This window comes from Stackebrandtia nassauensis DSM 44728 (assembly GCF_000024545.1).
Lineage (GTDB): Bacteria > Actinomycetota > Actinomycetes > Mycobacteriales > Micromonosporaceae > Stackebrandtia > Stackebrandtia nassauensis.
Genome location: NC_013947.1, coordinates 5,073,718 through 5,090,769 on the forward strand (window position 1 = coordinate 5,073,718; position 17,052 = coordinate 5,090,769).

15 protein-coding genes and 1 tRNA gene are annotated in these 17,052 nt (G+C 65.2%); 9 read left to right on the top strand and 7 right to left on the bottom strand.

Features of this window, described 5'->3' with window-relative positions; all coding sequences use genetic code 11:
• Positions 1–199: 199 nt before the first annotated feature.
• On the top strand, positions 200–919 hold the full coding sequence (locus tag SNAS_RS23625) for a hypothetical protein (protein WP_144300613.1): 720 nt from the start codon (positions 200–202) through the stop codon (positions 917–919).
• 3 nt (positions 920–922) lie between these two features.
• On the opposite strand, the gene SNAS_RS23630 is transcribed toward SNAS_RS23625, so the two are convergent.
• Entirely contained in the window at positions 923–1,609 is a 687-nt protein-coding gene (locus SNAS_RS23630) for a TetR/AcrR family transcriptional regulator (RefSeq protein WP_013019993.1), read from the bottom strand.
• A gap of 254 nt (positions 1,610–1,863) precedes the next feature.
• Here SNAS_RS23630 and SNAS_RS23635 point away from each other — a divergent pair, with 254 nt between their 5' ends.
• Both SNAS_RS23635 and SNAS_RS23640 read left to right on the top strand, forming a co-directional pair.
• Entirely contained in the window at positions 1,864–4,272 is a 2,409-nt protein-coding gene (locus SNAS_RS23635) for a M4 family metallopeptidase (RefSeq protein WP_013019994.1), read from the top strand.
• 73 nt (positions 4,273–4,345) lie between these two features.
• Complete coding sequence (locus SNAS_RS23640; protein ID WP_013019995.1) at positions 4,346–4,999, top strand: nitroreductase family protein; 654 nt, start codon at positions 4,346–4,348, stop codon at positions 4,997–4,999.
• A gap of 27 nt (positions 5,000–5,026) precedes the next feature.
• Here the strand turns inward: SNAS_RS23640 and SNAS_RS23645 are convergent, their stop codons facing one another.
• Entirely contained in the window at positions 5,027–5,914 is an 888-nt protein-coding gene (locus tag SNAS_RS23645) for a hypothetical protein (RefSeq protein WP_013019996.1), read from the bottom strand.
• A gap of 121 nt (positions 5,915–6,035) precedes the next feature.
• Between SNAS_RS23645 and SNAS_RS23650 the strand changes: the two genes are divergently transcribed.
• Positions 6,036–6,905, top strand: coding sequence for an alpha/beta fold hydrolase (locus tag SNAS_RS23650; RefSeq protein WP_013019997.1), 870 nt, complete (start codon positions 6,036–6,038; stop codon positions 6,903–6,905).
• A gap of 61 nt (positions 6,906–6,966) precedes the next feature.
• Here the strand turns inward: SNAS_RS23650 and SNAS_RS23655 are convergent, their stop codons facing one another.
• Positions 6,967–8,094: an epoxide hydrolase family protein gene (locus tag SNAS_RS23655; RefSeq protein ID WP_013019998.1), complete on the bottom strand. Its 1,128-nt coding sequence runs from the start codon at positions 8,092–8,094 to the stop codon at positions 6,967–6,969.
• A 54-nt stretch (positions 8,095–8,148) separates the two neighbouring features.
• Here SNAS_RS23655 and SNAS_RS23660 point away from each other — a divergent pair, with 54 nt between their 5' ends.
• Positions 8,149–9,159 (top strand): helix-turn-helix transcriptional regulator, encoded by a 1,011-nt coding sequence (locus SNAS_RS23660; protein WP_013019999.1) that lies wholly within the window; start codon positions 8,149–8,151, stop codon positions 9,157–9,159.
• Here SNAS_RS23660 and SNAS_RS23665 read toward each other — a convergent pair.
• On the bottom strand, positions 9,135–9,593 hold the full coding sequence (locus tag SNAS_RS23665) for a hypothetical protein (RefSeq protein ID WP_013020000.1): 459 nt from the start codon (positions 9,591–9,593) through the stop codon (positions 9,135–9,137). The two genes, SNAS_RS23660 and SNAS_RS23665, sit on opposite strands and share 25 nt — an antisense overlap.
• A 184-nt stretch (positions 9,594–9,777) precedes the next feature.
• Here SNAS_RS23665 and SNAS_RS23670 point away from each other — a divergent pair, with 184 nt between their 5' ends.
• From SNAS_RS23670 to SNAS_RS23680, 3 genes are read left to right on the top strand one after another with little or no spacing between them, the layout of a single operon-like run.
• Positions 9,778–11,424 carry a hypothetical protein gene (locus SNAS_RS23670; protein WP_013020001.1) on the top strand — a complete coding sequence of 549 codons (1,647 nt, stop codon included), beginning with the start codon at positions 9,778–9,780 and terminating at the stop codon, positions 11,422–11,424.
• Between the two features lie 45 nt (positions 11,425–11,469).
• Complete coding sequence (locus tag SNAS_RS23675; protein ID WP_144300614.1) at positions 11,470–12,429, top strand: hypothetical protein; 960 nt, start codon at positions 11,470–11,472, stop codon at positions 12,427–12,429.
• Between the two features lie 23 nt (positions 12,430–12,452).
• Positions 12,453–12,959: a hypothetical protein gene (locus SNAS_RS23680; protein ID WP_013020003.1), complete on the top strand. Its 507-nt coding sequence runs from the start codon at positions 12,453–12,455 to the stop codon at positions 12,957–12,959.
• 41 nt (positions 12,960–13,000) lie between these two features.
• Here the strand turns inward: SNAS_RS23680 and SNAS_RS23685 are convergent.
• The 3 genes from SNAS_RS23685 to SNAS_RS23695 form a co-directional block, all read right to left on the bottom strand.
• Positions 13,001–13,075, bottom strand: a tRNA-Val gene (locus SNAS_RS23685).
• A 57-nt stretch (positions 13,076–13,132) separates the two neighbouring features.
• Positions 13,133–13,597 (bottom strand): peroxiredoxin, encoded by a 465-nt coding sequence (locus tag SNAS_RS23690; protein WP_013020004.1) that lies wholly within the window; start codon positions 13,595–13,597, stop codon positions 13,133–13,135.
• A gap of 46 nt (positions 13,598–13,643) precedes the next feature.
• Positions 13,644–14,066: a DUF3052 domain-containing protein gene (locus SNAS_RS23695; protein ID WP_013020005.1), complete on the bottom strand. Its 423-nt coding sequence runs from the start codon at positions 14,064–14,066 to the stop codon at positions 13,644–13,646.
• Between the two features lie 235 nt (positions 14,067–14,301).
• On the opposite strand from SNAS_RS23695, the gene aceE reads away from it, so the two are divergent.
• Positions 14,302–17,043, top strand: coding sequence for a pyruvate dehydrogenase (acetyl-transferring), homodimeric type (gene aceE, locus SNAS_RS23700; protein ID WP_086013330.1), 2,742 nt, complete (start codon positions 14,302–14,304; stop codon positions 17,041–17,043).
• The last annotated feature ends 9 nt before the right edge of the window (positions 17,044–17,052 follow it).

The following is a 17,052-nucleotide window of genomic DNA, read 5'->3' on the forward strand; positions in this document are numbered from 1 at the left end:
TTGACGGATCCGATAGCCTGAACCCCAACGGCGCGTGGGATTCGCGATCGGCACGGACTCGCTCCAGGGGTGAAGAGCATTGGCATGGCTATACGTGGGCGCCGCTGTCGCCGTGAGCATCGGGGTTCTCGCGGCCGGATACATCGGTTTGCGGTCGATGCGTCTCTTCGACATTTTCCTCGGTGATCCCATGCCGTCGATGGCGTCCGTCTATGTCGCACTGTTCTTTGTGTTCCTCACCAAGGGACTGATCGCGGTGCCGCTGGTATCCCTGCTGCGCGATCCTTCCGGTGCCGGAGTCGCCGAGGCCATGGGCGATCTTCGGATCCTCGATCTCGGCCTCGACGCGATCTGGCTGACGGGCGCGGTGGCGGCACCGGTACTGGAATACAACCGGCAGTGGATGTTCACACTCCGGGAGGCCGTCTCGAAGGTCCGCTACCCATTCTGGTTCCGGACCTTCCGCTGGTTCGGGCCCATGGCGATCTGCACGATCGGGTTCTGGGCCCACATCAAGCTGACCCGCCAGGAGCTGGTGGTGGCATGGTCGTTGCTGATCCTCAGCTTCATCGCGATGGACCTGAACGTCCGATCCGGACTGATCCGCGCGATGCAGCTGTACCTGAAGGTCCGCGACCGTGTCATCGACGACCTCAAGGCCCGGGTCGAGGGCACCCGCCCGCCACGGCCCGAACCGCCACCCGCTCCCAGCATCGGACTGGTACTGCGCTGGATCGCCCTGACCGTGGCTTCCGGAGTCGCCGGTTACCTGGCCCTGCTGGCCGACGCCTTGGGGCAGCTCATCGCCACCACCGGCCCGGTGATCCTCATGATGGTGCTGGGGACCGTGATCGACGGTGTCAAGTCCTCGATAGACAGCCGGGCGTCGGCGGACCTTGCCCGGATGCACAGGGATTGAGGTTCAGCCACGGCCCTTGGCCTTCAACCGGGCCTCGAATCCGTCGAGTATGGATTCTAGGCCGAAGTTGAAGCTGTTGTCGGGTGCGGCGGTGTAGTCGGTGGCGGCGGTGGAATCCAGTCGGGCGCGCAGGTACGGGTAGTCCATCGCGATCTCGCTCTGCTTGGCGATGGTTTCGCGCATCTGCTCGGTCGGGTCGCCGCCCGCGCGGCTGATGCGGCGGGTCAGGGAGAGCTCCATCGAGGTGCTCAGCGAGCTGGCCAGTACGAACAGCATCACCGTGCCAGCCGCCTGGTCGGCTTCGTCCGGCGTGAACCCGGCGGCTTCGAACACCGCCAGGCTGCGGTCGTCGAAGCGGGCCTTGCCGGGACCGTAGAACAGGTAGCTGCCGAAGGCCGGGCCGAGCCAGGCGTGGTCGGTCAGCATCGCGTGCAGGCTGTTGGCCAGCGCGAGAGCGGCCGGGCGCCAGTTGTTCTCGTCCACATCGGGGAGTTTGATCTCGCCCCAGACCCGGTCACCGGCCAGCCGGACCAGGTTGTCCTTGCTCTTGACGTGCCAGTAGACGGCGGTGGCGGCCGAGTCGAGCCTGGCGCCCAGGGCGCGCATGTTGAGGCCGTCCAGGCCCTCGGCGTCCAGCAGTTCGATGGCGGCGCGGACGATCTGGTCGCTGGTCAGCGTGTTTCGCGGCATGAGCCCAGCATAACCCGACAATTGTACTTAGTTCAAGTGAACTCGGAATCCATTGTCACTTGTGTGCGCCCCACTACGCGGTGTGCATTAATTCGCTGATTCGCCAGGTACACACAGGTAAACACCAATGGACAGTTAAACATCTTCATACAGCTATTAAGTAGTCATTGACTGTCATCAATCAACTCTGCCAGTCTCCACCTTGGGATGAGTGAACGGACAGCCCACCGTTCATCCCGAGAGGAGACAATCCCTTGAAACGCCATATTGCCCTTGGCGCTGTCTTGGCTCTGGCCGCCGGGATCTTGACCAGTTCTGTCGCCGGGAACCACACCGCCGACTCTGTCAAACCCGAAGTCAGCCTTGACACGGCGGCCAAATCCGCCGACGCCTATATCGAGCCCCATGCCAAAGAGATACACGCCGACGCCGACAAGGAGAAGTTCCAGCGAGTCGACGCCCAACGCTCGCACGGATTGACATACGTCAGCTACGAACGCGAATACCGCGGCCTTCCCGTGGTGGGCGGCGACTTCGTCGTCGTCACCGACAACAGCGGCGAGGTCAAGTACTCGCAAGCCGCGCAGTCCAAACGCATCAGTGTCGGCATCGACCCCAAGGTCTCCAAGTCCGCCGCGACCAAGAAGGCCGAGAAGGCCACCAAGGGCGACGCCCAGGGTGACCCGCGCCTGGTGGTGCTGGCCTGGGGCGACCCGGCCCTGGCCTGGGAAACCGTCGTGGACGCCAAGACGTCCGAAGGCATGCCCACTGAGACCTATGTGTACACCGACGCCGTCTCCGGCAAGGTGCTGGAGAAGTCCGAGGTGACCCGCGCCGGTACCGGAAACACCCACTACAACGGGACTCCCGGAACCGTGACCTTCGGGACCACCTCCTCGGGTGGCTCCTATGTGATGCGTGACCCCGCCCGCAACGGTCTCTCCTGTGCCCGGCAGGGCGGCCAGCCCTACACCGACGCCGACGACACCTGGGGCAACGGAACCGGTTCCGATCTCGTGACCGCCTGTGTGGACGCCATGTACGCGGCCGGACAGCAGGGCGACATGCTCAGCACCTGGCTGGGCCGCAACGGGATCAACGGCAACGGCGGCTACTACCCGCTGTACGTCGGATTGCAGCAGCAGAACGCCTTCTGGAACGGCAGCTCCGCCACCTTCGGGTACGCACCCGGTGGCCAGCTGGTGCCGCTCGACGTCGTCGCCCACGAACTGGGACACGGCATCTTCCAGACCACCCCGGGTGGGTCCAGCGGCAACAACGAGACCGGCGGACTCAACGAGGGCACCGGCGACATCTTCGGCGCCCTGACCGAGTGGTGGGACAACCAGCCCACCACCTCCGGTTACGACGCGCCGGACTACCTGGTCGGCGAGCGCGCCGACTTCCTGATCCGCGACATGGCCAACCCGGGCTCGCAGGGCGACCCGAACTGTTGGAGCACTTCGATTCCCAACACCGAGGTGCACGCGGCGGCCGGTCCGATCAACCACTGGTTCTACCTGCTGGCCGAGGGCACCGCGGCCGGTGGCCCCGGTAAGCCGGGCAGCACCACCTGCAACGGCACCACCCTTTCCGGTATCGGGATCCAGAAGGCCGGACAGGTCTTCATGGGCGCCCTGAACGGCAAGACCTCCGGCTGGACCTACACCCAGGCCCGCCGGGCGGCGCTGAACTTCGCCGCCACCAGCACCCTGTTCCCGACCTGCGCCGAGTACAACGCCGCCAAGGCCGCGTTCAACGCGGTCAGCGTCCCGGCCTCCAGCGACCCGACCTGCTCGAAGGGCACCAACGACTTCAGCGTCTCGGTCTCGCCGACCTCCGGGAAGATCGACCAGGGTGGCAGCACCACCGCCACCGTCAACACCGCCACGACCTCGGGTTCGGCGCAGCAGGTGGCACTGTCGGCCACGGCCAACAACTCGACCGTGACCGCGTCGGTGTCGCCGTCCACTGTGACGTCCGGCAACAGCGCGACGCTGACGGTCTCGGCGGCGGCGAACACCCCCGACGGCACCTACACGGTGACCGTCAAGGGAACCGCCACCTCCGGGTCCAAGGAGGCGACGTACTCCATCCAGGTCGGTGACGTGACCGGACCGGTCGAGGTCTTCACCGACGACTTCACCGGCGACAAGGGCTGGACGACCAACGCGGGCGGCGGCGACACCGCCACCCTGGGCGTCTGGTCGCGCGGCGACCCGGCAGCGACCACCTACAGTGGAACGACGTTGCAGCGCAACGACTGCGCCAGTGAGACGACGTGTCTGGTGACCGATCCCCGCGCGGGCACCGGTCCCGGTGACTACGACGTGGACGGTGGCATCACCTCGGTGACCTCGCCGCAGTTCGCGCTGCCGAGCGGCAAGTCCGCCTCGCTGAAGTTCCAGGGCTACCTGGCACATCTGAACAACTCCTCCTCCGCCGACTACCTGCGGATCAGTGTCCAGACCTCGTCCGGAACGACGACGGTTCACACGGTGTCGGGCGCGGCCAGCAACCGCTCCGGAACCTGGACGGGTTACACAGTGGACCTGTCGGCCTACGCCGGCCAGTCCGTCCGCCTGGTGGTCTCCGCCGCCGACGCGTCCACCGGCAGCCTCGTCGAGGCCGCCGTGGACAACGTGGTGGTGACCAGCGGATAAACCACACCGATTCCCGATGGGGTGGCTCTACAGCGGAGCCGCCCCATCGGGCTGTCCCGAAAGGATCACGACCATGGCCGAGATCAGCACCGTTCCCGCGCCCCGCTTCGACATCGACGCCGAGCGGGCCCTGGCCAACGCGCGCCACTTCGCCGAGGTGATGGCCAAACGCCGCACCGTGCGCGACTTCAGCGACGAACCGGTGGACCTGGACGTCATCTCCGCCTGCGTCGAGGCCGCCGCCACCGCGCCCAGCGGCGCGAACGTGCAGCCGTGGCGGTTCGTCGTCGTCACCGACCGCAAGGTCAAGAAGCGGATCCGGCTGGCCGCCGAGGCCGAGGAGCGCGAGTTCTACGACCGACGCGCCTCGGACGAGTGGCTGAAAGCCCTGGCGCCATTGGGAACCGACGACAGCAAGCCGTTCCTGGACACCGCGCCGGTTCTCATCGCCGTCTTCGAGGTCCACAAGGGCCCGACCGAGCCGAGGCCGTACTACGTCAAGGAGTCGGTGGGCATCGCGGTCGGATTCCTGCTGGCGGCACTGCATCAGGCGGGACTGGCGACCCTGACGCACACGCCCTCGCCGATGAAGTTCCTGGGCGAGCTGTGCGGGCGGCCCCACAACGAGCGGCCGTTCGTGCTGATCCCCGTCGGCTATCCGGCACCCGGCGCCCAGGTCCCCGCGATCACCCGCAAGCCGGTCTCGGAGGTCATGGTCACGCTGTGACCGCTGGGCGTCGTGGACGCGGCGTCCTCACGGCTGCCAGGCGCGCAGCAGCGCCGTCACCAGCCAGGTCAGCAGCGCCAGCGCGGCGAACAGCCGGAACACCGCGGCGATGATCTTGCCGGGTTCGTCGGGCTTGCCGGTGAACCCCCAGGGCCGCTGGCCCTGCCGCCAGCCGACGCTGATCGCGTAGGCCAACGGCACCACCAGCAGCAGCGCCCCGACCGTCGCCATGAGTCCACGCAGGACGGTGTTGTCGGCGGGCAGCCCGGCGTTGCCCGCCACCACGACGCCGGTGACGCCGATGACGACCAGCACCGCCGCCACCACCATTCCGGCCGCCGAGCGCTCGCCGCGGTTCGAGTTCCGGGAACCCAAGCGCCACAGCGAATACCCGACGACAAGGCCGCCGTACCAGAACAGGCCCAGGATCATCCAGGCGGTGGCGGTGAGCAGCCCGCTGATCGCGAACGCCATGACACCCTCGCCGACGGCGCCCAGCGGCTGGGTGTCGAAGCTGAGCGTCTCGCCGGTGAACAGCGATGTCAGTCCGGCCCAGGCCAGCATCATCACCGCGATCCCCACGATCGCGACGATGGCGGCGTTCAGGAAGGACCGGCCGAACCCGGCCGACCAGCGCAACCGCGGCGCCCGCTCGAACCGGGTCGGCAGCGCCGCGTCCCCGTCCCGGGCGAGCCGGGCCATGAACCGTCCGGCGACCACCATCGGGTAACCGACGAACGGCGCGCAGAACCCGACGGCCTGCGCCACGTCGTCCAGGTCCCCCGACAGCAGGTTCGCGCTGCTCTCGGTGACGGCCATGACCGGCAGCGGCAGCGCGACCAGCACCAGCCCGGTCCAGAACAGGACCCGGGCTGACAGCGGCTTGGGCTTGGGGCGAACCGAGGGCCTGGACATCGCAGGGATGCTACCCATGTGACATACGACACGTCTCGAACCCGGTTGGTCGCGATGAGTTCCCCACGCCCGTCCCGTCTCAACGGGCACAACGAACGACATTGATATGAGAGGAAGTCCGATGACCGACCCGAAGAGCCACGAACTCGAAGTCCCCAACGCCGTTGTGACCTATGACGTCCGTGAGCCCGCTGCCCCGTCCGACAAGCCGACGCTGCTGATGTTCGCCTCGCCGATGGAGGCCGCCGCGTTCGCCACCCTGGCAGGGCACTTCACCGACCGCACGGTGGTGACCTACGACCCGCGCGGCGCCGGACGCAGCAAGCGCACCGACGGCACCAGCCTGTCCACACCGGACGAGCACGCCGACGACCTGCACCGGATCATCACCGAACTGGGAACCGGACCGGTGGACGTCTTTGCCTCCAGCGGCGGCGCGGTCAACGCCTTGGCACTGGTGGCCAAGCACTCCGACCAGGTGCGCACCGTGGTGGCCCACGAGCCCCCGGCCTCCCAGGAGGTCCCCGACCGCGAGAACGCGCTGGCCGCGTGTGTGGACATTCGCCGCACCTACGAGGCCAGCGGCTTCGGCCCCGCGATGGCGAAGTTCATCGCGCTGGTCATGCACAAGGGAGAGCTTCCCGACGACTACACCGACCAGCCCGGCCCCGACCCGGCCGCCTTCGGACTGCCGACCGAGGACGACGGCTCCCGCGACGATCCGTTGATGGGCAACATCGTCAACAGCAACCACTACAAGCACGACTTCGACGCCCTGCGCGCCGCGTCCACCCGCGTCGTCCTCGCCGTCGGCGTCGAGTCCGAGGGCGAACTCCCGGCGCGGGCGGCCACGGCGGTCGCGGAACGGCTGGGCATCGAGCCGACCATGTTCCCCAGTCACCACGCCGGTTTCACGGGTGAGGAATCCGGTATGGCCGGTGAGCCGGAGGCCTTCGCGGTGAGACTGCGCGAAGTGCTGGACCAGAACTGACCGTGAGCGGACGACGAAGCCGCCGACCCTGCCAGGGTCGGCGGCTTCGTCGTGGTTCGAGTCAGGAGCGGAAGAACTGCCGCAGGTCGCCGGTGAGCACGTCCGGGCGTTCCATAGCCGCGAAGTGTCCGCCGTCGGGGAACTCGGACCAGTGCACGATGTTGGAGTTGTCCCGCTCGGCGAAGGCGCGGATCGTGGTGAAGTCGTCGGCGAAGACCGCCACCCCGGTGCGGGAGTGGTTCACCGCCGGTTCGGTTCCGGCCCGGCCCTCCTCGAAGTGGTACCGGCCCGCGGTGGCCTGGGTGTTGGTGAACCAGTACAGCGACACCTGGGTCAGGATCTGCTCGGTGGTGACCAGGCTGGTCCCGTTGCCGAAGTTGTTGAACAGTTCGCTGTAGGCCAGCTGTCCCACAGGCGAGTCGGCGATGGCGGCGCCGATGGTCTGCGGGCGGGTCCCGTTCATCTGGTTGTAGCCGCCTACCGACTGGAACCACTGCATGTGTCCCAGCGCCTCGTGGTCCTTGGGCCCCAGCTTCGCGAACTCGGCCGGATCACCGGACGGGAACGAGAACAGTTGCAGCACATGCAGTCCCAGGAAGCCCTCCGGTTCGAGCAGCCCCAGTTCCCGCGAGATCATCGCGCCGCCGTCGCTGCCGTGGGCGCCGTATGAGTCGTAGCCGAGCCGCCGCATCAGCGCGTCGAAGGACTCGGCGACCTTGCGCATCGTCCAGCCGCGCCCATTCAGCGGAGTGCTGAACCCCATACCGGGGATGGACGGCACCACGACCGAGAACGCGTCCGCCGCGTCGCCGCCGTGCGTTACCGGGTCGGTCAGGGGCCCGATCATGTCGAGGAAGTCGGCGAACGAGCCGGGATAGGTGTGCAGCAGCAACAGCGGTGTCGCGTCGGCCTCGGCGGACGGAACGTGGATGAAGTGGATGTTCTGTCCGTCGATCTCGGTCAGATAGTGCGGGAAGGCGTTCATCCGGGCTTCCTGTGCGCGCCAGTCGAACTCGTCCTTCCAGTGCGCGACGGTCGCGGACAGGTAGCTGTTGGGGGTGCCGTACTCCCAGTCGTCGGTGGGAGCCGGACGGGGCAGTCGGGTGCGGGCGAGCCGGTCGTTGAGGTCGTCCAGGTCGGCCTGCGGGATGTCGATGCGGAAGCTGCGGATCTCGTTGTTGTTCGTCATGACCGAAACGCTAACCGGCTAATAGGAACATTCGGTTCCTATTAAGATGTCGGTGTGATCGAGACCTCATCGCGACTGTTGGCCCTGCTGGCACTGCTCCAATCACGCCCACATTGGTCGGGCTCGCAGCTGGCAGAACGCCTCGACGTCACCGGACGGACCATCCGCAACGACATCGACCGACTCCGCGAACTGGGCTACCCGGTCGACGCCGTTCGCGGAGCGGGCGGTTACTACCAACTGGGTGCCGGAGCCAAACTCCCACCCCTGCTGCTCGACGACGAGGAAGCCGTCGCCGTCGCCATCGGACTGCGCGCCGGTCGCGGCGTCACCGGCATCCAGGAAAGCGCCGAACGCGCACTATCCAAACTCGAGCAAGTGCTCCCCCACCGACTGCGGCGCCAAGTATCCGCGCTCACCGAGGCGGTATCGGTGGGCCCGGACGACACCGGAACCCCCGCCCCACCCCCGGACGTGGACGCGGCAGTCCTGTCACAGATCGCGGCGGCGATCCGCGACAGCCACCTGCTGCGCTTCGACTACACCGCCCCCGACCGTCCCGACGACACCCCCCGCCGCAACGACGCCTCGGCCCCCTTCGCGGACTGGCCGGTACTGGTCGAGCCCTACCGGCTCATCAGCTGGGAACAGCACTGGTACCTCGTCGCGCGCGGTCCCGAAACCGGCGACTGGCACACCTACCGCGTCGACTGGGCCACGCCGCGCATGCCGACCGGAGAACGCTTCGACCCGGTACCGTTCCCCGGCGGCGACTACACCGCCTTCGTCCTGCGCGACGTCGCCCTAGCCGGATGGAAGGTGCACGCACGCATCACCGTCGCCGCCCCGGCCGAAGACGTGCTGGCGCGCATCAACCCGGCCGTCGGCGTGGTCGAAGCCATCGACACCACCACCTCGGTCCTGGTCACCGGCGCCGACAACCTCTCGATCATCGCCGTCTACATCGGCATGCTGGAACTGGACTTCCAGGTCACCGAACCACCCGAACTGGTCGAACACGTCCGCACCCTCGGCGAACGCTACCGCCGCGCCGTCTCCCCCTGAGAAGACACCGACTTCATGCTGGCGGCAATCCCCGCAGCACCCGCCGTCAGAATGGCGAAGATAGTCGCCACTCCCACAGCGATGCCGTTGGCCTTGTCGAACCCGAAGATCCACTCCAACTGCTCACCGATGGAAACGCCCCACAACACCGGCGCCAACACGGTATTGGCCACCGCATAGAACAAGCAAAGCCCAAACAACGTCCACGCGCCAGCAATCCTGCGAGCGAACGTGAACCCCGCCGCGACCAACAACGTACCGGCGCCAACGGCACCACCGAGCACGTTCACCAACACCATGCTGGTCAACCCACCGGTCATCCCGGCATCAAGATAGAAGATGTCCTGAAGCGCGAACCACCCGATCGCGCACCCGGTGACCAGCGCGAGAACGCCCGCGATCCTCGCCGCAACGGCATTGGCCCGCAGCTCCATCCACACCTCTCACGTGTTCCGGCGACACGAACTGCCGCCCCTCATGACCCGCGCTCATCGTAGCCAAACCATCTGTCGCCCCGCCTGGTCCGAAATGCTCGATAATATCCAATTCGTCCGTTTGCGTCCGCATGGTTTGATGGCCCCATCAACAGGGTGTAAACAATCGCTGAGAGGACGTCCAGTGAATGACTTGGAGTCAACTGACGGTGGCCACGGTTCAGGCGACACGAGCTCTGGGCTCAAGAAGTTGGCCAAGGACCTTCAGCGAGCCGCAACGGACAACACCATCGAAAGCAAGCAAACCGAAACGACGTTCTACTTCATTCTCGACGATTCGTCAGGCATGGATATCACCGGAGCAAAGAGACGACCTGACGGAACGTATGAGAACGGTCTTCAGGGTGAGACGTTCATATACGTCCCGAGAGACTCGCAGGCTTGGAAAGACGTCCATGACTCGTATCAACCGATAATCGACAACCTGGTCATGTGCGGTGAGCTCAAGTACGACGACCTCGCTCTCCCTCTGACATACATGGACTATGTATGTCAGGCCCTGAATCAAGGAGATAGCAAGGCTCTCAAAGAACTTGGTGAGAGCATCCAGAAGGGAAGCAACAAGGTTTCCGACGGCGATATAGCGAGCATCAAGAAGGAACTCACCAGCGGGAATGGCACGTGGTCCGTCGCGGACAAGATGGGTTCGACACTGGAGCCGTGGAAGGGGCGGGCGGCCAACGTCTTCAAGGTGACTTACATGGACCGTCTCCCCGACATTCTGGTGGGGCAGGCGGTGCTTGCCATCGCGCTTCGGGAAGCTCTGAACATCGCCAAGGAAGCGTTCAGAGGCGCAAAGGAAGATGGAGAAAACCTGGCACAGGCCGCCATCGACGCACTGGATGCTGGCGGGGCGTCCTTGGACGCCACCTACTCGGAAAAACTGAAGGTCATAGCGAATGTCGCTGGTATAGCCGCGGCGGTAACGGCGTTCGCACCCGGCACTCAGGCGTTTTCCGCGGTTGCCGGACTGGTCGCCGCGTCCGCGGGCGCAGCCGAATATGTGATCAGCAAGTACGAGAAGACTTCCGGGGGAACGGACCCGAAGATCGCGCTCGACGCGGGGAACGTCGAAGAACTCATGGATCAGGTGAACAGTCGCGCCAACGATATCCAAAAAGCGGTGGTGGATATCGAATACGCCACAGGTGAGATGCTCTACGAACTCTACCTGCTTGCCACGAGCAAGGAGGTCGTCGATATCGCGGGCGCCAGCGGCGAGAATGCCGGTGACCTCGGCATAGAGCTGACCATGCGGCAAGCGTATTTCGAGCCTCGAAGCCCCGGCAAGGAATCCGGGCATGGACCCGGCATGCGTGACTTCGGCAAACAACTCGACGACAAGGACAAGGGAAACGACCCCGGGTATTCGGACTTCAAGGATGAGGACGCCATGGGAGCGATCGACAAGGGCGAGCACATGGCGACATCCATTTACGATCTCTGGCACGCGGGCGATACCACTCTGCCCGCGTTCGCTGCCGAGTACGACGGTGCCGCAGGTGATGTCGATTCCTCCACAACAGGACTGTCGGACGCGTTCACCCGCCCGTTTGGAGGCGGTGATGACGGCGCTGGCAGCAGCACGGGCGTCCTCTATCCCGAATGGACTAGATTGCAAGAGGAGCTGCACACCATCCTGAAGAACTCCGCCACCAACCTCCACCTTGTAGGCAAGGCTCTCGTCGCGGCGGCGATCGCTTACGCTGAAGCGGACGGAGCCGCAGCGAAAGCCATAGAAAAAGACCACGAAGACTTCCCCAAGATCTGACGTGTCCCGTGCCTTCTAGCAGTTTCTCAACGAAAGTTGTGTGGTATGACCGATCAGCCAGGTACCGAGTCACATGACGAAGCTGTGTCCTCTTCGGCCGCAAGTAAGTCAAGACGTAAATGGTTGATAGCGAGCATATCGGCGGTATTGCTGATCGTCGCTGGTGGAGCGATTTATGCGACTACGGGCATCTTTGGGAACCATGATGGAGACACTCCTCCAAACGGCAATGGTTCCGCTACTCCCGAACACTGCCGTGACTCGTCGAAGGACACGGGGGTCTCCGAGCCGGAATCCCCACCAATGAACGGTGGTGTCGAAGTCGCCGAAGACGGAGTCAATCTGGCGAAGGCAAGCGACATCGCCGACGTGACATTCGGCGTTCTTGTGGAGAACTCTTCTGATCTCGTCGCACGAGACGTCACCGTCAAGATGACGCTCAAGCAAAAGTCCGGGCCCACGCTTCGCAATACCGACGGTGAATCTGTGGTCCGCAAGTCGACGATCCCCTATGTAATGCCGGGCAAGGAATTTGGTACGGGTGAAGATGTACGTGTTCCCATCGGTGAGGTCGAGGACGCGCCTTCGGTGAAAACCGAGATCACTGTCGGCGAATGGTGGCAGCCCAACAATGACGTGCACGAGTTCGCCAGCATTTCCGCCACTGTGACGAACAAGCAGGACGACCCCGACGATCACATAAACGTGACCGTGGATTCGCAATACTGCGACGATGCGGGAGTAGCAAAGGCTGGCGTGATATTTCGCGATAGCGCCGGCAAGATAATCTACGGAGCCAGCGGATTTCAGGCTTCGAGCGACACAGCGGACTTGATCTCCGGATACGCACCCCTCAAGAACTACAAACCCGGGAAAACAAAGAATCTGGCGATGCCCAATTTCTGGTCCATTAGTACGCAAGGTGCTCCGGGCGCTGGATTCGAGAAGCAACCCGATTGGGAACAGACTGAAATCTTTCCATACGCAGATAGCGACAAGGGTTGACGATCCCACGGAAGGAGTAATCAATGGGCCGCTTGGCTGACACTCTCGACGCTTTGTCCGTGCGAGCGCTCTCCCCCGACCATCGTATACAAGGTCAACTGCACCATCGAACCAAAGTGGACATATCCTTCACCTCTGAGGATTCATACTACGAGTACAAGTCCGAACAGGCTGTCGCAGCACAGCTGAGCGCAGTGCTGAATGCCCTCATCGTCGGCAGAAACGAGGGATTTTGCGCCGCGGTTCGAGAGGTCACCGACTTGAGACTCGACGATCGTCCGCACTGGGATGCGCGACGGCGGCGTTTTCGTGAGGAACGGGATGGCGCCCCGCTGGAGGGACAGTCCGCTGGCGGGTGGCTGACGGTTGCGTCCGTTGGACTTCGCGACGCCAATGCCACGGTCAAACCGGGTGCGTTCGACGAACTCGACGCATCAGGCTTCCTGATCGAGGTTCATTCAGCCATCGCAGACTTGTGGAAAGACCAAGCCATGGCGATGAGTTATCTCAGGCGCACGCACTTTGGGTAATACGTCTTCCATCGGAGCCTTCAAGGCTCCGACACCTCATCTGGTGGGCGCGATAGGGATCGAACCTACGACCGCTCGGGTGTAAACCGAGTGCTCTTCCGCTGAGCTACACGCCCGTGTCGTGACGGACCGGACAAGCGTACGCGACGCTCGTCCGGTCCGGGAAGCGGGTTTCAGCCGGTCAGCTCGGCGAGGGCCTTCTGCCAGGCGCCCTGGTCACGGGGCTCGCCGGGCAGGTTCATCTCGGCGAACCGGACGGTGCCGGTGGTGTCGATGACGAAGGTGCCGCGGTTGGCGATGCCTTTGTCCTCATCGAACACGCCGAAGGTCTTGGCGACGCCGCCGTGCGGCCAGAAGTCGCTCAGCAGCGGGAATTCGAAGCCCTCCTTGTCCGCCCACACCTTGTGCGTGAACACCGAGTCCACGCTGACGGTCAGGACCTGGACTTCGTCGCTCTGGTAGGACGACAGGTTGTCGCGGACCCCGCACAGCTCGCCTTCGCACACACCTGTGAAGGCGAGCGGGTAGAAGACCAGCAGGACGTTCTTGTGGCCCTTGAAGCTCGACAGGGTCACTTCCTGGTTGTTCTGGTCCTTCAGGGTGAAGTCGGGCGCCTGGGTTCCCACGGCGACGGTCATGTGCGTCTCCATTCGTCGGTAAGAGTCTCGCGTTAGCGCCTCGACGTTACCTGCCGCGCGGCGCGACCAGTCGGGTGGCGACCCAGTCCTCCCCGGCGTTCACACTGGACGTGGACGACAGACCGGCGGTAGGCGCCGCCTCGGAGATCTCGGCGGACTCTATGTGACCGTCCCGACCCGGTTTGGGGGTCAGCAGCCACACAACGCCCTCCTCGGACAGCGGAGATCGCGCGTCCATGAGTACGTCCACAAGGTCCCCATCCTCATCCCGCCACCACAACAGGACCACGTCGACCACCTCGTCGGTGTCCTCGTCGTGGAGTTCGCCGACCCTGGCGATGACGGCTTCGCGCAGGGCGGAGTCGATATCGCTGTCGAAGCCGATCTCCATGACGACGGCATCGGTGTCGATGCCGAGCTTGTCGATGATGGTCCGTACGCCGTCGGCCGACCCAGCCGTGGCACTCACGTCGCGCATCCTCCTCTTGTCGTGACCGGACTCTCACCGGCGCACCTGGCTCGTAACGCGGGCCTACTCACAGACGCCGCACCGTGAGAATACGCAATGCCATCGATGGATGGGCGCGCGAGTGTGTCGGCGGTCCCAGTCGCTCGGGTCCCTTACGACAAGTCGGGCGAGCGAGGAGGCAGGATAGGAGGTAGCGCCTTGTCCTATCAAAGTCGATATGCAGAGGGAACAGCCCGTGACCAACGAACGTAAACGTCCGGTCATCAGTGACGGCCTTCCGAGCCAGCTGCCGGACATCGATCCGCAGGAGACCGCCGAATGGCTCGAGTCGCTGGACGGGCTTGTGGACGAACAGGGGCGGCAGCGCGCCCGGTACGTGATGCTGCGGATGCTGGAACGGGCCCGGGAGAGCCAGGTCGGGGTTCCCGCGCTGACCAGCACCGACTACATCAACTCCATCCCGCCGGAGGCCGAGCCCTGGTTCCCCGGTGACGAGCACGTCGAGCGCCGCATCCGGGCCTACATCCGCTGGAACGCGGCCATGATGGTGCACCGGGCCCAGCGGCCCGGGATCGGCGTCGGCGGCCACATCTCGACCTACGCCTCGGCGGCCAGCCTGTACGAGGTGGGCTTCAACCACTTCTTCAAGGGCAAGCAGCACGCCGGTGGCGGCGACCAGATCTACATCCAGGGCCACGGCTCGCCGGGCATCTACGCCCGCGCCTACCTGGAGGGGCGGCTGACCGAGCACCAGATGGACGGGTTCCGGCAGGAACTGTCGCACCCGGGCGGGGGGCTGCCGTCCTACCCGCACCCGCGGCTGATGCCGGACTTCTGGGAGTTCCCGACCGTGTCGATGGGTCTGGGTCCGCAGGGCGCGATCTACCAGGCCCAGTTCAACCGGTACCTCCAGCACCGGGGCATCAAGGACACCTCGCAGCAGCGGGTGTGGGCGTTCCTGGGCGACGGCGAGATGGACGAGCCGGAATCGCTGGGTGCCATCCACCTGGCCGCCCGCGAGGAGCTCGACAACCTGACCTTTGTGGTCAACTGCAACCTGCAGCGGCTCGACGGGCCGGTGCGCGGCAACGGCAAGATCATCCAGGAGCTGGAGTCGTTCTTCCGGGGCGCGGGCTGGAACGTCATCAAGGTGATCTGGGGCCGCGAGTGGGACTCGCTGCTGGCCGCCGACACCGACGGCGCGCTGGTCAACATCATGAACTCCACACCCGACGGTGACTACCAGACCTTCAAGGCCGAGGACGGCGGCTTCGTCCGCGAGCACTTCTTCGGCCGCGACCCGCGCACCAAGCGGATGGTCGAGCCGCTGACCGACGAGCAGGTGTGGAACCTCAAGCGTGGTGGCCACGACTACCGGAAGCTGTTCGCGGCGTACAAGGCCGCCACCGAGCACACCGGACAGCCGACGGTGATCCTGGCCAAGACCATCAAGGGCTGGACGCTGGGCTCGCACTTCGAGGGCCGCAACGCCACCCACCAGATGAAGAAGCTGACCCTGGACGACCTGAAGTCGTTCAGGGACCGGCTGTACCTCGACATCCCGGACTCGGCGCTGGAGGAGAACCCGTACCTGCCGCCGTACTTCCACCCGGGCAAGGGTTCCGACGAGATCGAGTACATGATGGAGCGACGCAAGTCGCTCGGCGGTCCGGTTCCGACGCGGCGCACCAAGCACAAGGCGCTGGAGCTGCCGCCGTCGTCGACCTACGACGTGGTCAAGAAGGGCTCGGGCAAGCAGAAGGTCGCCACCACGATGGCCTTCGTCCGGCTGCTGAAGGACCTGATGAAGGACAAGAACATCGGTCCGCGCTGGGTGCCGATCATCCCGGACGAGGCGCGCACCTTCGGGATGGACGCGATGTTCCCGACCTCGAAGATCTACTCGCCGCACGGGCAGAACTACCTGTCGGTGGACCGCGACCTGTTCCTGTCGTACAAGGAAGCCGAGAAGGGGCAGATCCTGCACCTGGGCATCAACGAGTCCGGCTCGTCCAGCGCGTTCATCGCGGCGGGGACCTCGTACGCCACCCATGACGAGCCGATGATCCCGATGTACATCTTCTACTCGATGTTCGGGTTCCAGCGGACCGGCGACCACCTGTGGGCGGCGGCCGACCAGATGACCCGCGGCTTCCTGCTGGGCGCCACGGCCGGACGCACGACGCTCAACGGCGAGGGCCTGCAACACGAGGACGGCCACTCCCCGCTGCTGGCGGCCACCAACCCGGCGGTGCTCACCTACGACCCGGCCTTCGGGTACGAGGTGGCGCACATCGTCGAGGACGGTCTGCGCCGCATGTACGGGGAGAAGCAGGAGAACATCTTCTACTACCTGACCGTCTACAACGAACCGATCACGCAGCCCGCGCAGCCGGACGGCCTGGACGTCAACGGCGTCCTCAAGGGAATCTACAAGTACCGTTCGGCGGCGGACAACGCCAACCTGCCGAAGGTGCGGCTGCTGGCGTCGGGCGTCAGCATGCAGTGGGCGCTCAAGGCCGCCGAGCTGTTGGCGGCGGACTGGGGCGTGTCGGCCGACGTGTACTCGGTGACCTCGTGGACGGAGCTGCGTCGCGACGCGGTCGCGTGCGAGGAGGCCAACCTGCTCAACCCGGACGCCGAGGAGCAGGTCCCGTTCATCACCCAGCAGCTGTCGGACGGCTCCGGCCCGGTGGTCGCGGTCAGCGACTTCATGCGCGCGGTACCGGACCTGATCTCCCGCTGGGTACCCGGCGAGTACACCTCGCTGGGAACCGACGGCTTCGGCCAGTCCGACACGCGGGGTGCACTGCGGCGTCACTTCCATGTGGACGGTGAATCGATCGCGGTGGCGGCGCTGCGCCAGCTGGCCCGCCGCGGCGACCTGCCCACCGAAGCGGCGGCCCAGGCGGCCCGCAAGTACGCCATCGAGGACGTCTCGGCGGCCGAAGCCGGTGAGACCGGCGGCGACTCGTAACGACTGAGC